The following is a 14,922-nucleotide window of genomic DNA, read 5'->3' as shown; positions in this document are numbered from 1 at the left end:
CGAAGGGAGGGGTTTTTCAATTCCTGGGAATCCTTGAGCATGTCTTTTTTTACTCGCCTTTTGAAATAACCAAGAATGCATTATCATGCCTTCTTCCCATATGTACTAATTCGATTTTTTTAAACAAAAAAAACCTGCAGACCCCGTTGTAGCCAGGTAGTCTGCAGGTTAAATTTTTTATGACATTTTTGATTTAACGAATGAATGGATTCTTTCAATGGCTGCTTCCAGCAATTCCAATGAAGTTGCATAAGAGAGCCTGATATTATCAGGTGCACCAAATCCTGAACCCGGTATAACAGCCACTTGAGCCTCCTCCAGCAACGCAGTCGAAAAATCATCAACATTGCTGTAGCCAGTTAATTCAACTGCATGTTTAACGTTCGGGAATAAGTAAAATGCTCCCTGTGGTTTAATGCAGCTTATACCTGGAATCTCAACCAATTTATCATATGCCTTATTCAAGCGGCTTTCGAATGCCTGACGCATTTCTTCCACGGGCTCCTGCGAACCTTCATACGCGGCAATCGCTCCATATTGAGCAGTTGTCGTAGGATTTGATGTGCTATGGCTAGCAAGATTCGTCATTGCTTTAATGATGGACTCTTCACCAACGGCATAACCAATTCTCCAGCCTGTCATCGAATGCGATTTAGAAACACCATTGATGATGATCGTTTGCTTTTTCAATTCAGGTGAAATCTCTGCAATGGATGTATGTTTAGCATTTCCATAAACCAATTTTTCGTAAATTTCGTCGGAAACGATCAATATATCATGAGCTAGGCAAACTTCCCCGATAGCCGCTAGTTCTTCCCTGGAATAAAGCATGCCAGTTGGATTGCTTGGCGAGTTGATGATAACCGCTTTCGTTTTTTCGGTAATCGCTTGTTCTAATTGTTCCTTAGTGATTTTATATTGATTTTCTTCCGTACCGACAATATAAACTGGCTTTCCGTCAGCAAGCTTGATTTGCTCAGGATAACTTACCCAATAAGGTATCGGAACGATGACTTCGTCTTCTTCATCCAGGATCGCTTGAAACAATGTGTAAAGTGCATGCTTTGCACCTGAGCCTACTACAATTTCAGAAGGTTTGTAATCCAAGCCTTGATCACGCTTCAATTTAGCTGCAATTGCCTCTTTTAGCTTCGGCAGACCAGCTGATGGCGTGTATTTAGTTTGACCTTCATTCATGGATTGAAAGGCTGCATCTATAATATGTTGGGGCGTATTATAGTCTGGTTCACCAGCACCCAAACCAATAATATCAAGACCTTGGTCCTTAAGTTCCTTTGCTTTTGCCGTGATGGCCAATGTTGTTGATGGCGTTAATGACTGAACTCGGTTAGCTAATTTCATTTTAAATTAATCCTCCATTTCTAAATGCTTCGATAATACTTAAGCCATTTCCCAGTTTTAAAATCATAATAATCATAGTTAAAACGCTCGGATTTATCAAGATAAGTTACTTCCCAAAGAGGAACATTCTTTTCCATGCCCAGCTTAACTGAAATGATTTTTTGGGGATTGAGTTTATCTTTGACAATGCTTAAGATTTCTTTTTTTGATTTTCCATCTTTATAGTTTTCCACTACTATTTCTTTCTTCTTGTCCTCAGGAAGCCAGACTATTTTTTTAGTTCCTTTTTCTCCCTTACCAATGATGACGGAGTATGAATCCTTCCCATTATAAAGGTAGAATTCATCCATTGTCACAAGGCCGGCCTTTTCCTTCGCCTGTTTAAAAGCCTCATTACCAGCTTCTTTTTTAGGCTGCATCGCTTTAATATATGCACCGCTGACAAATCCGATAAAACAAAGGACTAGGATAGAAGCAATAATCAACCATTTTTTCAAAGCTGCTTTTCCCTCTTTCTATGTACGATAAATTGTAAATATCGCTTTTTCTTGATCTTCGGAATCCAATGCCAGACCGAACATTAAGTCATCTTTTTTCAATGTTCGGTTCAAAGAATCCACAATTTTATACAGATCAGGAGAATGTTGCAACCTGACTGTCGAAATTACTTCTATTTTACTCTCCATGAAAACGCCCCTCCATTTTAAAATTTGTCAACAACCACTGGTATGAATAGGATTAGAAGGCTTTACCACCTTTCACATTATACCAGTTCAAAAGTTATTTTTCTTTATAAATTCATAAAAATTCTATTAGCTTAATGAATAATCTAAAGGTTCATTAAATCCACTCTTCTATCATATCAGCCATTTCTATTATTGAGGTTTGGTGCCAGTCGACTTGCGGAATGGCCTTTTGAAATTCAGGACCATATTTGGCAGTGACGATGCGGCGATCGAGAATAACCAAAATCCCTTTATCTTCTGGAGTTCGTATAAGCCTGCCGAATCCTTGTCGGAACCTTAACAGAGCTTCTGGTAAAGAATACGCTGAGAAAGGATTACGCCCTTGCTTCTCGAGAAGTTGGCATTTTGCTGCTGTCACTGGTTCATCCGGTGGAGAAAAAGGCAGCCTGACGATGATTAAACAAGATAAATCCTCGCCTGGAATATCGACTCCTTCCCAAAGGCTTGTTGTCCCAAAAAGGACGGCTTTCTCGAAGTTTTGGAAATTCCTGAGCAGTCTCATACGGCTTCCACCAGAAATCCCTTGTGCAAAGAGGGTGAACTCATCCAGAACCCCAGTGTCTTTGATGGAATAATAGGTTGCCCGCAGCATCTCATGTGAGGTGAATAATACCATCATCCTGCCTTTGGCTGCCTGAGCTGCGGCAATAATGTGGTTTGCCGCGGTTTCGGAAAATTCCTCCATTGATAAGCAATTGATATCCGGTATATCATTTGGAACCAGAACCTTTACGAGTTCCTTATATGGAAAAGGCGAAGGAAACCTTGCTGTCTGCATTGGCTCATTCTCTAAACCGAGTTGCTCTTTAAAATAATTGAAAGAATCCTTCACGACAAGGGTTGCTGATGTCATTACCACACTTTTTTGGTGCCCGAAATAGGAATCCCACAACCATTTACTTCCTGCAATCGGCTGAACCGTCAGTGTCACCCCATGCTGAGGTGCCGCATTCGTATAATCAAGCCAATATATATTCTCTTCATGCGGCTTAATGAAAAATTCATGTAAGGAGTCCCTTGTGTCCTGCAATTGTCCAAGCAGGACTTCGATATCATTTAAGTAAAACAATGAATTTTTCCCTAAGGGGGACTCATTATTCAATAAAAGAGCCAATCTTTTCTCTAACTCCGTAATGATATACCCTAACAAGTCCACCAATCGCTCAGCCACCAGGATCGCTTTACCCCATCTGCCATCATCAATTTTAAATGAAAGCCGTTTCGGACTCATGGAACGTGAAAGTTTTTCCGCCTGATTGGAGATGTAATAAAATAGCTGTTCGAATTCATAGGAGAAATCATTCAGCTTTTGGTCTAATTCATACGTAGGCTTCCCATCTGTCAGTCCCTTATTTAAGAGTAATCTGTCCAATTTGTACAATAATTGCTTTTGATCTGATGTCCCTATTCTGTTCAAAACCGTCTTCACCGAAATATAGTTAAGCCTGCTTCCTAGTTGTTTAGATGCAGCCTGTTCCAAATGGTGTGCTTCATCGAGTATCAGATACCCTTTCTTGGGAATCAAGGCGTCTTCTGTCAGTAGATCCGTCATTAAAAATGAATGATTAGTAATGATGATATCCGCCTTGGCCGCCGTTCTTTTGGCCCTTTCAAAAAAGTCCAATTCAAGCCAGGGCTGTTTTAAACCGGCGTATGTAAGACCATCACTTTGCAGTCTATTCCAAAACAGCTGACCACCGCTTGTAAGATTCAATTCATCTTTATCTCCTGTTACGGTTTCAGTAAGCCAAACCAATATCTGCATTTTCGTTAATGCCGTTTCATAATTATCTTCCTTTTCACGCAATGCCCTTTCAAACTTTGCCAAACTCAAATAATTACTTCTCCCCTTTAACAAAACAGCTTGAAAGGTGAAGGGAAGGATTGCCTTCAGCTTAGGAACCTCGTTTTGGAGAAGTTGATCCTGTAGCTGAAGCGTATATGTCGAAACGACGACCGGTTTTTGATGTTTTCTTGCAAAATAAACGGCTGGAAGCAGATAACCTAAGGATTTTCCAATACCTGTCCCAGCTTCAATGATTGCATCATGGCTGGATTCGAAGGAATGGTGAATCATGTTCATCATATCAAGCTGTCCGCTTCTTGCTTCAAAAGCCGGAAATGCACGTTGAAGCAAGGCTATTTTTTCCTCATTATCGAGCGGGAATTCTGACTCCGTGTCTTTATGATCACTTTCAACGACTGCCTTTTTAAATGCAAGGCCCCGATAAGTTATAAGTTCAGGTGAATGGACTTCTGCTTTAGCAAGTTTGCTTGCAATGCAAGCATCTATCAATTCGGAAATCTCACTTTGTAAGGAATAAGATAATCGATATAACTGTTTAAGCGTCATCACTGGAAGTTTCATCAACTTTTTTTTCAATTCCAACAATAATAAAGCGGTGGCATATGCATCACTATCCGCTTGATGGGGCCTGGAATGATCTAGGTTTTCTTCTTTAGCCAGTTGGTGCAGCTTGTATCCATCGGATGTTGGTTTTAATATTTTTGCTAACTCCACTGTATCAAGGGTGGAACCATAAAACGGCTCAAATCCACAGCGTACTAGTTCCTCCTGTAAAAAAGATAAGTCAAATAAAACATTATGGGCAACAAAACAAGCCCCTTCTATCAGCCGGGCAATATTTTCTGCGACATCTTCAAAGTCAGGTGCATTTTTTACCGTCTCGTTGCTTATTCCGGTCAATTCTTCAATAAACAAGGAAATTTCCTGACCAGGGTGGATGAATGTCGAGTATTCATCGACAATTTGGTCATTTTCGATGACCACGCCAGCAAATTGAATAATCCTATCCCCTTTTTTCGGGGAATTCCCTGTTGTTTCCAAATCGACCACTACATATCGTTGCGTCATGAATTGTACACCTCAAACTTCGCTTTCTCCACTTCCTGATGGAATTCTCTTATCTTTTTTATACCATAATAATCGTAATAAAGGAAACAAGCCGTTCATCATGCCCATTCTAAAAAACAGGCTCCCCACGATTCCACCATTCAACATTAGACGAAAAGGGCCGGCACCCGTATGCATGATTCATGCACGTGTGCCGGCCTTCCGCTTACATGATTGTTGCTGCAGGTTCGTTTGAAATCAGCTCAATGATTTTGTTGTTTTCATCCATAATCGCAACTTTTGGTTTGTGATCTCCCAGTTCATTCTCGGATACCATCACGTAAGAAATGATAATCACGATATCATCCGGCTGAACCAGTCTTGCTGCCGCTCCGTTCAAACACACAACACCGCTCCCCCGTTCACCCGCAATTACATACGTTTCAAGTCGCGCACCATTATTATTATTCACGATGGCGACTTTCTCGTTGGGCAGAATACCCACCGCATCAATTATGTCTTCATCAATTGTAATACTGCCAACATAGTTCAAATTAGCTTCAGTTACCCTTGCACGGTGGATTTTTCCATTCATCATCGTTCGAAACATTTAATTTCCCCCCTATCATTATTTATTCTATATTTATAGTGATATTATCAATTAGCCTTGCATGCTTGAACTTAATTGCCATTGCAATGATGACGTGTCCAGATAGCGTTTCAATTGGTTTAAGTTCCGGGTATTGATAGACTTCAATATAGTCGATCACTCCACTTGTATGGGCACCAATATGTTCACTTACTAGAGCAGTGACGGCTGCAGCATTTCTTTCACCTGATTCAACCGCCTCTTTTGCCTTTAATAAACTTTGGTAGAGCTCTTTAGCTTCCATGCGTTCCTGAACTGATAGGTTTACATTTCGCGAGCTCTTCGCTAACCCATCTTCTTCGCGTACGGTATCTACAGCAACAAGCTGGATCGGGAAATTAAAGTCTTGGATCAATCCATCTATCACGGCAACTTGCTGGGCATCCTTCTTACCGAAGTAAGCCCTATCAGGGAGGATGATATTGAAGAACTTCGTTAAGACTGTCGCTACACCATCAAAGTGTCCAGGCCTTTGTCTTCCGCATAAACAATCCGTCCTGCTTTGGACAACAACTTTGACCGATGGTTCTTCACCATACATTTCGTGGACTGTTGGGTAGAAGAGATAATCCACTCCGGCCTTTGCTGCGACATTCTCATCCCGCACCAAATCACGTGGATATGTTTCAAAATCCTCATTTGGTCCAAATTGCAACGGATTAACAAAAATACTCAATACCACAATATCATTTTCATTGCGCGCCTTTTCCAGAAGGGTGGCATGCCCCTGGTGTAAAAAGCCCATTGTCGGCACATAGCCAATGCTATTATGATGGCTTTTTTCCTCTCGGAGCGCCTGCTGCAACTCAGCTGCTGATGTAAAAGTTTTCATCTTTTCCCTCCGTAAAGTTCTGTAAGCTGCTCTTCCTTCATCGTAAATGAATGTTCTTTCGACGGAAAATCTTTGGATTTCACTTCATTCACATACCTGTTTATCGATTGGCCAATCAGTTCATTGGCATCTCCATAAACTTTTACGAATTTTGCAACGCGATTTACTCCATACCTGATGACATCATGATAAACGAGGACTTGACCATCCGTATCTGCACCTGCCCCAATTCCAATGGTCGGGATTCCCAAATTGCGTGTTGCGAGTTCTCCCACTTGATATGGTACACATTCAAATACTACTGCCATCGCCCCCGCCGCTTCACACTTTTTCGCATCTTCCACGAGCTGTGCCGCAGCATCGGCGTCTTTTCCTTGCACTTTATATCCGCCAAGAACTCCGACTGATTGAGGAGTCAAGCCAAGATGGGCTACAACCGGAATGCCTGCCTTTGTCAATGCTGATATTTTTTCAACAACATCATCTGCTCCTTCAAGCTTCACGGCATCAGCATGACCTTCCTGCATGATACGGGCTGCATTCTTGAGTGTTTCATCCATAGAAAGGTGATAGCTCATAAAGGGCATATCGGTCACGACAAATGTATTTGGGGCCCCGCGTTTTACTGCCTTTGTATGATGGATCATGTCATTCACCGTAACAGGGATGGTTGATTCATAACCCAAAACGACCATTCCTAAAGAATCGCCGACTAAAATCATGTCTACACCTGATTGTTCCGCTAACTTTGCTGACGGAAAATCATATGCCGTAAGCATGACAATTTTCTCTTGATTTTGTTTCATTTTCAAAAAATCCCCGGACAATTTCATTACGTTTCCTCCTTTTTGATGGAGGAGATGAAAACATCAGCGTTACAAAAACTGGTGTCTATACATTCATACGCAAAAAAAAGACTGACTAAAAAAGTAACTGTTTCCAACGAAAAATGGTTTAAAAACCATATATCGTTCAATAAACAGCACTTGTCTTTTTAGCCAATCCCTTTGTTCCATCAGAAGTTTCATCCCTCCGTCCCAGTCCAATTCTCTGGATCAAGGCAGATTTTCAAATAATTTGGTATTTATGGGGGTGCAGTTCACATGAGATACTGCCCACTTGAATTATATCAAGCCAAATTCAAAAATTCTATTTATTTTTCACGAATTTGACAAAAATCTACTGAATTTCAATATCTGCTGAATAAATCGAATGTACGGTTCCTTTTCCGTCTTCAAGGAGTAAAACGCCTGAATCCGTTATGCCCAATGCCTTTCCAACAATCGTGTCATTGACAGTACTGGCTTTGATAACCTGTCCAAGGCTGATCGCATAACTCTCCCATAATTCCTTTATTGGCATGAAGCCTTCATTTAAATAGAGGTCGTACAAGTTTTCCAGACGAAACAATGCTCTTTGAATGACCTTGGACCTTGAAACCGTTTCTCCACTTTCTATGAAAAGGGACGACGCTTTTCCGTGCAGATCTTCCGGAAAATCCACCAATTTCTGATTGATATTCATTCCAATCCCGATAATGACAGAATGGATCCTATCCGATTCCGCCTGCATCTCCGTCAGGATGCCTACCACTTTCTTACGATTCACCAAAATATCATTCGGCCATTTTATTTGTGGTTTTAAATCAGTTGTATCCTCTATCGCCTGTGCCACAGCGACCGCGGCCAATAATGTCAGTTGAGGAGCCTCATGAATCGGAATTTTCGGTCTTAGGATTAGACTCATCCAAATACCGCTGAATTTTGGGGAATGCCAAGATCTCATCAATCTTCCTTTTCCGGATAACTGCTCCTCGGCAACGACGAGCGTCCCCTCCTGAACTCCTTCATTCGCTAATTGATGCGCAATTTTTTGAGTGGATTCCACTGTTTCCTGATAGTGGATCATCTTGCCGATTGTTTTTGTTTCCAGACCAAGTTGTATTTCGCTTTCGGACACTTTTTCCGGCGCTGATATGATCCGATAGCCTTTTTTCCTAACGGCTTCAACATTATAACCTTCACTGCGCAAGTCTTCTATATGCTTCCAGACCGCTGTACGCGAACAGCCAATATATTCAGCAATTTCCTGACCGGATTTAAATGCACCATCTGCTTTTGAGAGGGCTTCCATCAGCTTTGTTCTTAACTCAGATTGCATTTTTCCAGCCACCTCTTTATTTCTTCTTTATCATTTCTTAATTCTTCATTCAAGACAGCTTTCAATATTATTTCCAAGTATTCTTTCACCCATGGACCTGGTTTTTCTTGATGCCAAATTAATAAATCCGTCCCTTTAACGGCAAGATCCGACATATCCTTTATAATGAGTTCATTATATCGGTGATGGGCGTTCTCCTCTGCATCCGTTACATTTCTCCCTGTCAGGGCTGCCTTGACTTTAGCAGCTTGTACAGTTATGCCCTGACCTGCCTGAAATACATCGATGGTTGAATTTTCAAAGGATGGTTCTTTCTTCACCAGCTGTATGATACGTTGAACGTTCCTTATTGTTTTCAATGGCAGCTTCCATGCCCTTAATGCCTCTTCCATGTCCTGATCACTTGTATGAACCATGATTATAGACCATATTTCTGTGGCTTTTAGCTGATGAAGCGGAAGATTTAGTAATTTCCCTAAATGATCCTTCTTACTGGAGAATTGAGGAAGGTATTGATATAATCCGCTTTCTAGCAAGAGTGAGAAAGCCCTTTTTTTATTGATGCCGGTCAATAGCTTCTCAAATTCAACCAGGATTCTTTCGACAGCTATTTCACTGATGATCTGGGCGTTCTCTTTAAGGGAATCAAAAGATTCTTGATCCAGTTCAAAATCAAGTTGACTGACGAACCTTAATGCACGCATCATTCTCAAAGCATCCTCATGAAACCTTTCGTGCGGGTTGCCAACCGTGATAATCCTTTTTTCTGCTAAATCATGTCTACCATTAAATGGATCGATAATATTACCGGACTTATCCATTGCCATTGCGTTCATTGTAAAATCCCTTCTTTGTAAATCCTCAGTCAAAGAACGGACAAATTGCACAGAATCAGGTCTCCGGAAGTCCGAATAATCGCTTTCTGTTCTAAAAGTCGTAATTTCGTATGTACCCGAATCCGCAATTACAAGCACTGTTCCATGGTCAATCCCGATATCAGCCGTTTTTGGAAAAATCCTTTTGATTTCCTGGGGTGTTGCGGAAGTAGCGATGTCCACATCGTTGATGGGACTGCCGAGGATATAATCCCTCACAGAGCCACCAACGAAATAGGCCTCGAATCCTGCTTTTTCAATTAATTCAAGAATGGGTACTGATTTTAAGAATAACTGATCCATCAGCATCCCCTCCTTATTTCATAGATTTTCCTTCAAGTGCTTTAATGTAGATGGCTTCATACTCTGACATGATTGTATCCGAGTGAAAATCGGTGTTGGCCCTTTTCAGCGCAGCCTCTGAAAAACGTTTATGTAAAACCGGGTCGCTTAAAAGCCCAATCGCTTTTTCAGCAACCGTTTTAACATCTCCCAATTCACAAATATAACCAGTCTCACCATCAACGATGACCTCCGGAATCCCTCCGATATTCGTTCCGATACAAGGAACTCCACATGCCATCGCCTCGAGCAGCACAAGTCCGAAACTCTCTTTTTCCGATAACAGGAATATCACATCACTGATTGAATATAATTCGGCAAGGTTATCCTGCTTACCAAGAAACAAAACCGATTCATCGATTCCAAAATCTTTAGCCAATTTCAATACGGTTGTAACTTCCGGACCGTCCCCTACGAGCAGAAGCTTAGCGGGCATATCCTTTTGAGTTAAATAAAACGCCTGGATGACGTCTTTCACACGCTTGACCGAACGGAAATTCGATACATGTATGACCACTTTTTCATTTTCCCTGATACCGTATTCATCCCTTAGATATTCGGAATTCGTTTTATGGTAATCCCTTTCATCAATAAAATTATAAACGGTTTTTATTTCCTTATCCGGAGCGATTAAATCATGCGTTTCCTGCACAAGAGAATTAGATACCCCTGTAACTACATCGGATTGCTCTATCCCGAATTTTATCAAATTGGTCAATGAGGGATCATGCCCTAATACCGTTATGTCCGTACCATGCAGTGTGGTCACAATCTTTACTTCATTACCTGACATCTGCTTTGCAAGGATTGCACAGACAGCATGCGGAATCGCATAATGAACGTGAAGGATATCTAATTTCTCCCGTTTTACGACATCCGCAATCTTGCTCGCAAGTGCCAGGTCATATGGTGGATATTGAAAGACTGAGTACGAGTTCACTTCAACTTGGTGATAAAAAATATTGCAGTACATCTTATTCAAGCGAAAAGGAAGGCTTGAAGAAATGAAATGTATCTCATGTCCTTTTTCTGCAAGCATCTTGCCTAATTCAGTTGCTACGACACCAGAACCCCCAACTGTAGGGTAACAGGTAATTCCAATTTTTAATTTCATAAGATTATTTTTCTCCTAACAAGTCGGCATCGATCAGTAGCGGTTTTTTTGTCATGAATCCTTCCGCATAGGCGACACCCACTTCTTTTCCGAACATCCGCTCCCGTGCCTCCACAGTCTCGATATAGCCATTCACTAGCGGGGTTTCAACAGTTACATCACTTTTTTCGAATTGGCTGCCATATGCTCTAAGGCTATCCAGCTTTTTCGTTATTGAAGAAGTGATGTCCACTACGAAGTCCGGTTTGTGAAAACCATTTATCATATAATAGTACATATTTTGGACACGATGAGAATCAGGTCCATTTTCTTCCATATATTTTTTGACTCCTGCCGAAAAAACTGCTTCTTCCACTAATTTGGCACAGTTTCCATGATCGGGATGGCGATCTTCCAAAAAAGGTGCAAAAACAAGTGCAGGTTTATATTTACGGATCACCTTAATGATTTGATCTATGTACTCCGCTTTCATATATAAACCCCGGTCAGGTAAATCAAGGGAAATCCTCTTCGCCCCAAGGATTTCTGCAGCATTTCGTGCTTCCTCTTGCCGTAATGGAACGGTTCCATTGGATGACATTTCAGCTTTTGTCAAATCACAAATGACAATTTCCCTGCCTTGTTGCACATATTTAGCAATCGTGCCTCCCATACCGATTTCAACATCATCCGCATGTGCGCCGAAAGCCAGGATATCTATATTACTTTTGTTTATCATTTATCTCACCTTGTTTTTTCCGTAGTTTAAGCCAATCCATATACCCATGTTTCAAACCTTGTATCAGTACTTCTGCCGTGCCCATATTGGTCGCTAAGGGGATTTCATAGACATCGGAAAGGCGTATAAGCGCTGATACATCAGGTTCATGTGGCTGTGATGTCAAAGGGTCGCGGAAAAATAGGATCATATCCATTTCTCCGCGTGCAATCATTGCACCTATTTCCTGATCTCCACCAAGAGGTCCCGAATGAAAGCGATGGACAGGCAGTGATACTTCTTCCATAATTCGTTTTCCGGTCGTACCTGTAGCAAATAATTCATGCTGCTCGAATACAGCTTTATAAGCTGTTACAAATTGAATGATATCTTCCTTTTTCTTATCATGGGCAATTAAGGCAATCCTCATCGTATATCTCCCATCCCTATTCGATAATATTTTCCAGGCCGTATACAAGAATATCCAATTTCATGACGGTATCGACCGCGAGTTTGACCCCTGACATGAAGGATGCCCGATTAAAGGAATCATGCCGAACCGTCAATAGCTCTCCATCACTACCGAAAAGCACCTGTTGATGAGCAACCAGTCCCGGAAGCCGTACGCTATGGATATGCATGCCATCTACATTTGCCCCTCTTGCCCCCTGAATGGTTTCTTTTTCATCAGGGTGCCCCTGTTGTTTCATTTCACGTACAGCAGCAATCATATCTGCCGTTTTGGAAGCAGTCCCCGAAGGTGCATCCAGTTTTTGATCATGATGCATTTCTATAATTTCCACATCCGGGAAATACTTTGCAGCCATTTGTGAAAACTTCATCATCAAAATGGCTCCAATTGCAAAGTTTGGCGCGATGATGCAACCGATGCCCTTTTCTTTTGTTAAAGAATCCAGCTTCGTTAAATCTTCCTTTGTAAAACCTGTCGTTCCCACTACAGGCCGGATGCCATGGTTAAGTGCCATTTCGGTATGAAACATCCCCACTTCAGGTGTGGTTAAATCAATCAATACGTCAGCTTTTACAGAAGAAAAACATTCATTTATATCCGAATAAACAGGTGCTTCAATACCTTGAAAACCTTCTATTGTGGAGAGGCTTACCCCGTTATGCTTACGATCTATGACAGCTGCCAATTCAAATCCTTCTGTCCTATGTACAAGCTTCACCGCTTCATTTCCCATTCTGCCACAAGGACCAGCCACAATCACTTTTACTTTACTCATCTTTACCTTCACCCTCCATTTTCTCTTCTTTTTTTGTCCATCTATCTTTATCACGGGTTGTAAACTTATGCATGACCTTATCATGTGAGCTTTGAAGGTCAATCCCTAAAGAATTGGCAAAACAAATTAAAACAAAAAGCATGTCCCCCAATTCCGCTTCTACGGTATTCTCTTCCTCAGTTGCTTTCTTTGGTTTTTCGCCATGATAATGATTGACTTCCCTGGCCAATTCCCCAAGTTCTTCAGACATCCGTGCGAGCATGGCCAGTGGGCTGAAATATCCTTCTTTGAACTGTCCTATGTATTGGTCGACTTCCGCTTGCATTTGTTGGATCGTCTTGTGATTTTCCATATAATCACCCATTCTTGATTTTCGTTTTCACACATTATACCTTCTCCATGTTAGCTAAAAGTGAAACATATGACAACAGATACGTTCGAGAATCAAAATTGCTCATAGTTGGTTAATTAGTTATAATTAGTAAATTGATGATATGCAAACCTTTGGAGGTATGGACATGCTTTTGGGCTTAAAATTGAAAAATACTATATTCATCCTTTTTGGGGCTGGAATCTTCGCCTTTGGACTTGTGCACTTTAACATGCAGAACCATTTGGCCGAAGGCGGATTCACCGGTCTCACCTTGATTATATATCAACTTATTGGGATAAATCCTTCTTATTCTAATTTGGTTTTGAATATTCCCTTATTTGCAATAGGCTGGAAATATTTAGGTCGCACATCTTTCTTTTATACGATTATCGGAACGGTTGGCCTCTCCGTCTGGTTATGGGTTTTCGAGAAATATCAAATCGAAATCAATCTCGGAAACGATTTGATGCTGGTGGCATTGTTTGCCGGGGTATTTGTTGGTGTCGGGTTGGGCATCATCTTTCGTTACGGGGGGACTACAGGCGGTGTAGATATCATTGCCCGTTTTGCCCACCGGTACTTGGGAATTGGCATGGGACGAACCATGTTCATCTTTGATGCCGTAGTTATCGGCCTGTCCATCCTTACCTACCTGGATTACCGGCAAGCGATGTATACCCTCGTTGCCGTATTTATAGGTGCTAGAGTAATCGACTTTATGCAAGAAGGAGCTTATGCCGCTAGAGGTGCCATGATCATTAGTGAGAAAAACAAGGAAATTGCAGAAAAAATCATGAATGATATGGAGCGGGGCGTAACAGTATTAAGGGGATATGGGTCCTTTACACGCAATGACCGGGAAGTGCTCTATTGTGTTGTTGGGAAAAATGAGCTTGTCCGCTTAAAAAATGCCATAACATCGGTTGACCCCCATGCATTCGTATCTGTAAGTGAAGTGCATGACGTATTAGGTGAGGGCTTTACCCTTGATGAGAATAAGAACCCGATTGAAAGATAATCGATTGGCAGAGGCATTACCGAATTGAATGTAATCCTTTTGAATGTTTCCCCGAATACTGAATTTTATAAGCAGTGTACAACAAATATTTTTATAGGTTTTTAAAAACGCATATTAATTTAAAAAAGGACGCCATAATTATGGCGTCCTCAGGCTGTCGACAAAAGGGGTTCGGAATGTATTAATTCCGAACCCCTTTTGATATTTTCTTGGAATTTTGCTCAAGATTAAGAGCTTGGGTCTCTACGAGCCCACTATGTTAGGCCATTTTTGGACCTTGCCATGTCCAATTGGCCATCTTCTTTACATTCATGGCAGCGAAAGTAAGCATCGCCTGCATCGACAATTTTTTAAGTCCCCTTAAAGTTGTCCAACGCATACCATGCTTTTCTTTTGCATCTGCGAATACACGCTCAATCGTTTCCTTGCGTTTCGCATAGATAGTTTTTACATCTTGATGATGACTCAGGTGATCTGCTTCTTCCATATTTTCTTCCCAGATATGGCGCGTCACCACTTTTTGATGGTCTTTGCTTTCTGTACACTGTGATAAAAATGAACATGTCTTACAAATGGTGTTTGGGAGATTTATACTCACGATATCCCGGACCGCCCGCGGAAAGCGAGTGCCCTACGTTCTAATCAACGTTCGA

The 14,922-nt window shown here is 41.3% G+C and carries 15 protein-coding genes and 1 pseudogene; 1 reads left to right on the top strand and 15 read right to left on the bottom strand.

The features are described from left to right. Positions 1–177: 177 nt before the first annotated feature. The 14 genes from ACFX4X_RS13655 to ACFX4X_RS13590 all read right to left on the bottom strand — a co-directional run bounded on the left by ACFX4X_RS13655 (position 178) and on the right by ACFX4X_RS13590 (position 13,230). Positions 178–1,362, bottom strand: coding sequence for a pyridoxal phosphate-dependent aminotransferase (locus ACFX4X_RS13655; protein WP_377384165.1), 1,185 nt, complete (start codon positions 1,360–1,362; stop codon positions 178–180). 20 nt (positions 1,363–1,382) lie between these two features. Next, on the bottom strand, positions 1,383–1,859 hold the full coding sequence (locus tag ACFX4X_RS13650) for a cell wall elongation regulator TseB-like domain-containing protein (protein ID WP_284470328.1): 477 nt from the start codon (positions 1,857–1,859) through the stop codon (positions 1,383–1,385). Between the two features lie 18 nt (positions 1,860–1,877). Then, positions 1,878–2,048 (bottom strand): YpmA family protein, encoded by a 171-nt coding sequence (locus tag ACFX4X_RS13645; protein WP_064505144.1) that lies wholly within the window; start codon positions 2,046–2,048, stop codon positions 1,878–1,880. Between the two features lie 154 nt (positions 2,049–2,202). Then, positions 2,203–4,983 carry an ATP-dependent DNA helicase DinG gene (gene dinG, locus ACFX4X_RS13640; protein WP_317777785.1) on the bottom strand — a complete coding sequence of 927 codons (2,781 nt, stop codon included), beginning with the start codon at positions 4,981–4,983 and terminating at the stop codon, positions 2,203–2,205. A 205-nt stretch (positions 4,984–5,188) separates the two neighbouring features. Then, a complete protein-coding gene (panD, locus tag ACFX4X_RS13635; RefSeq protein WP_089363169.1) occupies positions 5,189–5,572 on the bottom strand; it encodes an aspartate 1-decarboxylase in 384 nt (127 codons plus the stop codon). A gap of 22 nt (positions 5,573–5,594) precedes the next feature. Then, complete coding sequence (panC, locus tag ACFX4X_RS13630; RefSeq protein ID WP_377384160.1) at positions 5,595–6,443, bottom strand: pantoate--beta-alanine ligase; 849 nt, start codon at positions 6,441–6,443, stop codon at positions 5,595–5,597. Then, on the bottom strand, positions 6,440–7,276 hold the full coding sequence (gene panB, locus ACFX4X_RS13625) for a 3-methyl-2-oxobutanoate hydroxymethyltransferase (protein WP_089363167.1): 837 nt from the start codon (positions 7,274–7,276) through the stop codon (positions 6,440–6,442). The genes panC and panB overlap by 4 nt, the downstream gene beginning before the upstream one ends. A 346-nt stretch (positions 7,277–7,622) precedes the next feature. Continuing rightward, positions 7,623–8,603, bottom strand: coding sequence for a biotin--[acetyl-CoA-carboxylase] ligase (locus ACFX4X_RS13620; protein WP_061463854.1), 981 nt, complete (start codon positions 8,601–8,603; stop codon positions 7,623–7,625). Then, positions 8,588–9,781, bottom strand: a complete 1,194-nt coding sequence (locus ACFX4X_RS13615; protein ID WP_377384157.1) for a CCA tRNA nucleotidyltransferase — start codon at positions 9,779–9,781, stop codon at positions 8,588–8,590. Before ACFX4X_RS13615 ends, ACFX4X_RS13620 begins: the two co-directional genes overlap by 16 nt. A 13-nt stretch (positions 9,782–9,794) precedes the next feature. Further along, entirely contained in the window at positions 9,795–10,934 is a 1,140-nt protein-coding gene (bshA, locus tag ACFX4X_RS13610) for an N-acetyl-alpha-D-glucosaminyl L-malate synthase BshA (RefSeq protein ID WP_089363163.1), read from the bottom strand. Between the two features lie 4 nt (positions 10,935–10,938). Continuing rightward, positions 10,939–11,652 carry a bacillithiol biosynthesis deacetylase BshB1 gene (gene bshB1 / locus ACFX4X_RS13605; RefSeq protein ID WP_377384153.1) on the bottom strand — a complete coding sequence of 238 codons (714 nt, stop codon included), beginning with the start codon at positions 11,650–11,652 and terminating at the stop codon, positions 10,939–10,941. Next, positions 11,636–12,061, bottom strand: a complete 426-nt coding sequence (locus ACFX4X_RS13600) for a methylglyoxal synthase (protein ID WP_061463858.1) — start codon at positions 12,059–12,061, stop codon at positions 11,636–11,638. The genes bshB1 and ACFX4X_RS13600 overlap by 17 nt, the downstream gene beginning before the upstream one ends. A 16-nt stretch (positions 12,062–12,077) precedes the next feature. Beyond that, a complete protein-coding gene (gene dapB, locus ACFX4X_RS13595) occupies positions 12,078–12,878 on the bottom strand; it encodes a 4-hydroxy-tetrahydrodipicolinate reductase (protein ID WP_377384150.1) in 801 nt (266 codons plus the stop codon). Continuing rightward, positions 12,871–13,230, bottom strand: coding sequence for a nucleotide pyrophosphohydrolase (locus tag ACFX4X_RS13590; protein ID WP_061466131.1), 360 nt, complete (start codon positions 13,228–13,230; stop codon positions 12,871–12,873). The genes dapB and ACFX4X_RS13590 overlap by 8 nt, the downstream gene beginning before the upstream one ends. A gap of 166 nt (positions 13,231–13,396) precedes the next feature. Here ACFX4X_RS13590 and ACFX4X_RS13585 point away from each other — a divergent pair, with 166 nt between their 5' ends. After that, positions 13,397–14,269 carry a YitT family protein gene (locus ACFX4X_RS13585; protein ID WP_061463860.1) on the top strand — a complete coding sequence of 291 codons (873 nt, stop codon included), beginning with the start codon at positions 13,397–13,399 and terminating at the stop codon, positions 14,267–14,269. Positions 14,270–14,528: 259 nt separating this feature from the next. On the opposite strand, the pseudogene ACFX4X_RS13580 reads toward ACFX4X_RS13585, so the two are convergent. Next, positions 14,529–14,874 (bottom strand): annotated as a pseudogene (locus tag ACFX4X_RS13580) (transposase); the annotation flags it as partial. Positions 14,875–14,922 lie beyond the last annotated feature (48 nt).

Source organism: Peribacillus sp. YIM B13481 (assembly GCF_042787985.1).
In the GTDB taxonomy this organism is placed as follows: Bacteria; Bacillota; Bacilli; order Bacillales; family DSM-1321; genus Peribacillus; species Peribacillus simplex_A.
The sequence above is the reverse complement of the archived record's forward strand: the minus strand, read 5'-3'. Positions and strand labels throughout refer to the sequence as shown.

Excerpts from the sequence above, each read along its gene's own strand:
- ACFX4X_RS13655 (WP_377384165.1), bottom strand. The coding sequence starts at position 1,362 with ATGAAATTAGCTAACCGAGTTCAGTCATTAACGCCATCAACAACATTG.
- ACFX4X_RS13645 (WP_064505144.1), bottom strand. The coding sequence starts at position 2,048 with ATGGAGAGTAAAATAGAAGTAATTTCGACAGTCAGGTTGCAACATTCT.
- dinG (WP_317777785.1), bottom strand. The coding sequence starts at position 4,983 with ATGACGCAACGATATGTAGTGGTCGATTTGGAAACAACAGGGAATTCC.
- panD (WP_089363169.1), bottom strand. The coding sequence starts at position 5,572 with ATGTTTCGAACGATGATGAATGGAAAAATCCACCGTGCAAGGGTAACT.
- panC (WP_377384160.1), bottom strand. The coding sequence starts at position 6,443 with ATGAAAACTTTTACATCAGCAGCTGAGTTGCAGCAGGCGCTCCGAGAG.
- panB (WP_089363167.1), bottom strand. The coding sequence starts at position 7,276 with ATGAAATTGTCCGGGGATTTTTTGAAAATGAAACAAAATCAAGAGAAA.
- ACFX4X_RS13620 (WP_061463854.1), bottom strand. The coding sequence starts at position 8,603 with ATGCAATCTGAGTTAAGAACAAAGCTGATGGAAGCCCTCTCAAAAGCA.
- ACFX4X_RS13615 (WP_377384157.1), bottom strand. The coding sequence starts at position 9,781 with ATGGATCAGTTATTCTTAAAATCAGTACCCATTCTTGAATTAATTGAA.
- bshA (WP_089363163.1), bottom strand. The coding sequence starts at position 10,934 with ATGAAATTAAAAATTGGAATTACCTGTTACCCTACAGTTGGGGGTTCT.
- bshB1 (WP_377384153.1), bottom strand. The coding sequence starts at position 11,652 with ATGATAAACAAAAGTAATATAGATATCCTGGCTTTCGGCGCACATGCG.
- ACFX4X_RS13600 (WP_061463858.1), bottom strand. The coding sequence starts at position 12,061 with ATGAGGATTGCCTTAATTGCCCATGATAAGAAAAAGGAAGATATCATT.
- dapB (WP_377384150.1), bottom strand. The coding sequence starts at position 12,878 with ATGAGTAAAGTAAAAGTGATTGTGGCTGGTCCTTGTGGCAGAATGGGA.
- ACFX4X_RS13590 (WP_061466131.1), bottom strand. The coding sequence starts at position 13,230 with ATGGAAAATCACAAGACGATCCAACAAATGCAAGCGGAAGTCGACCAA.
- ACFX4X_RS13585 (WP_061463860.1), top strand. The coding sequence starts at position 13,397 with ATGCTTTTGGGCTTAAAATTGAAAAATACTATATTCATCCTTTTTGGG.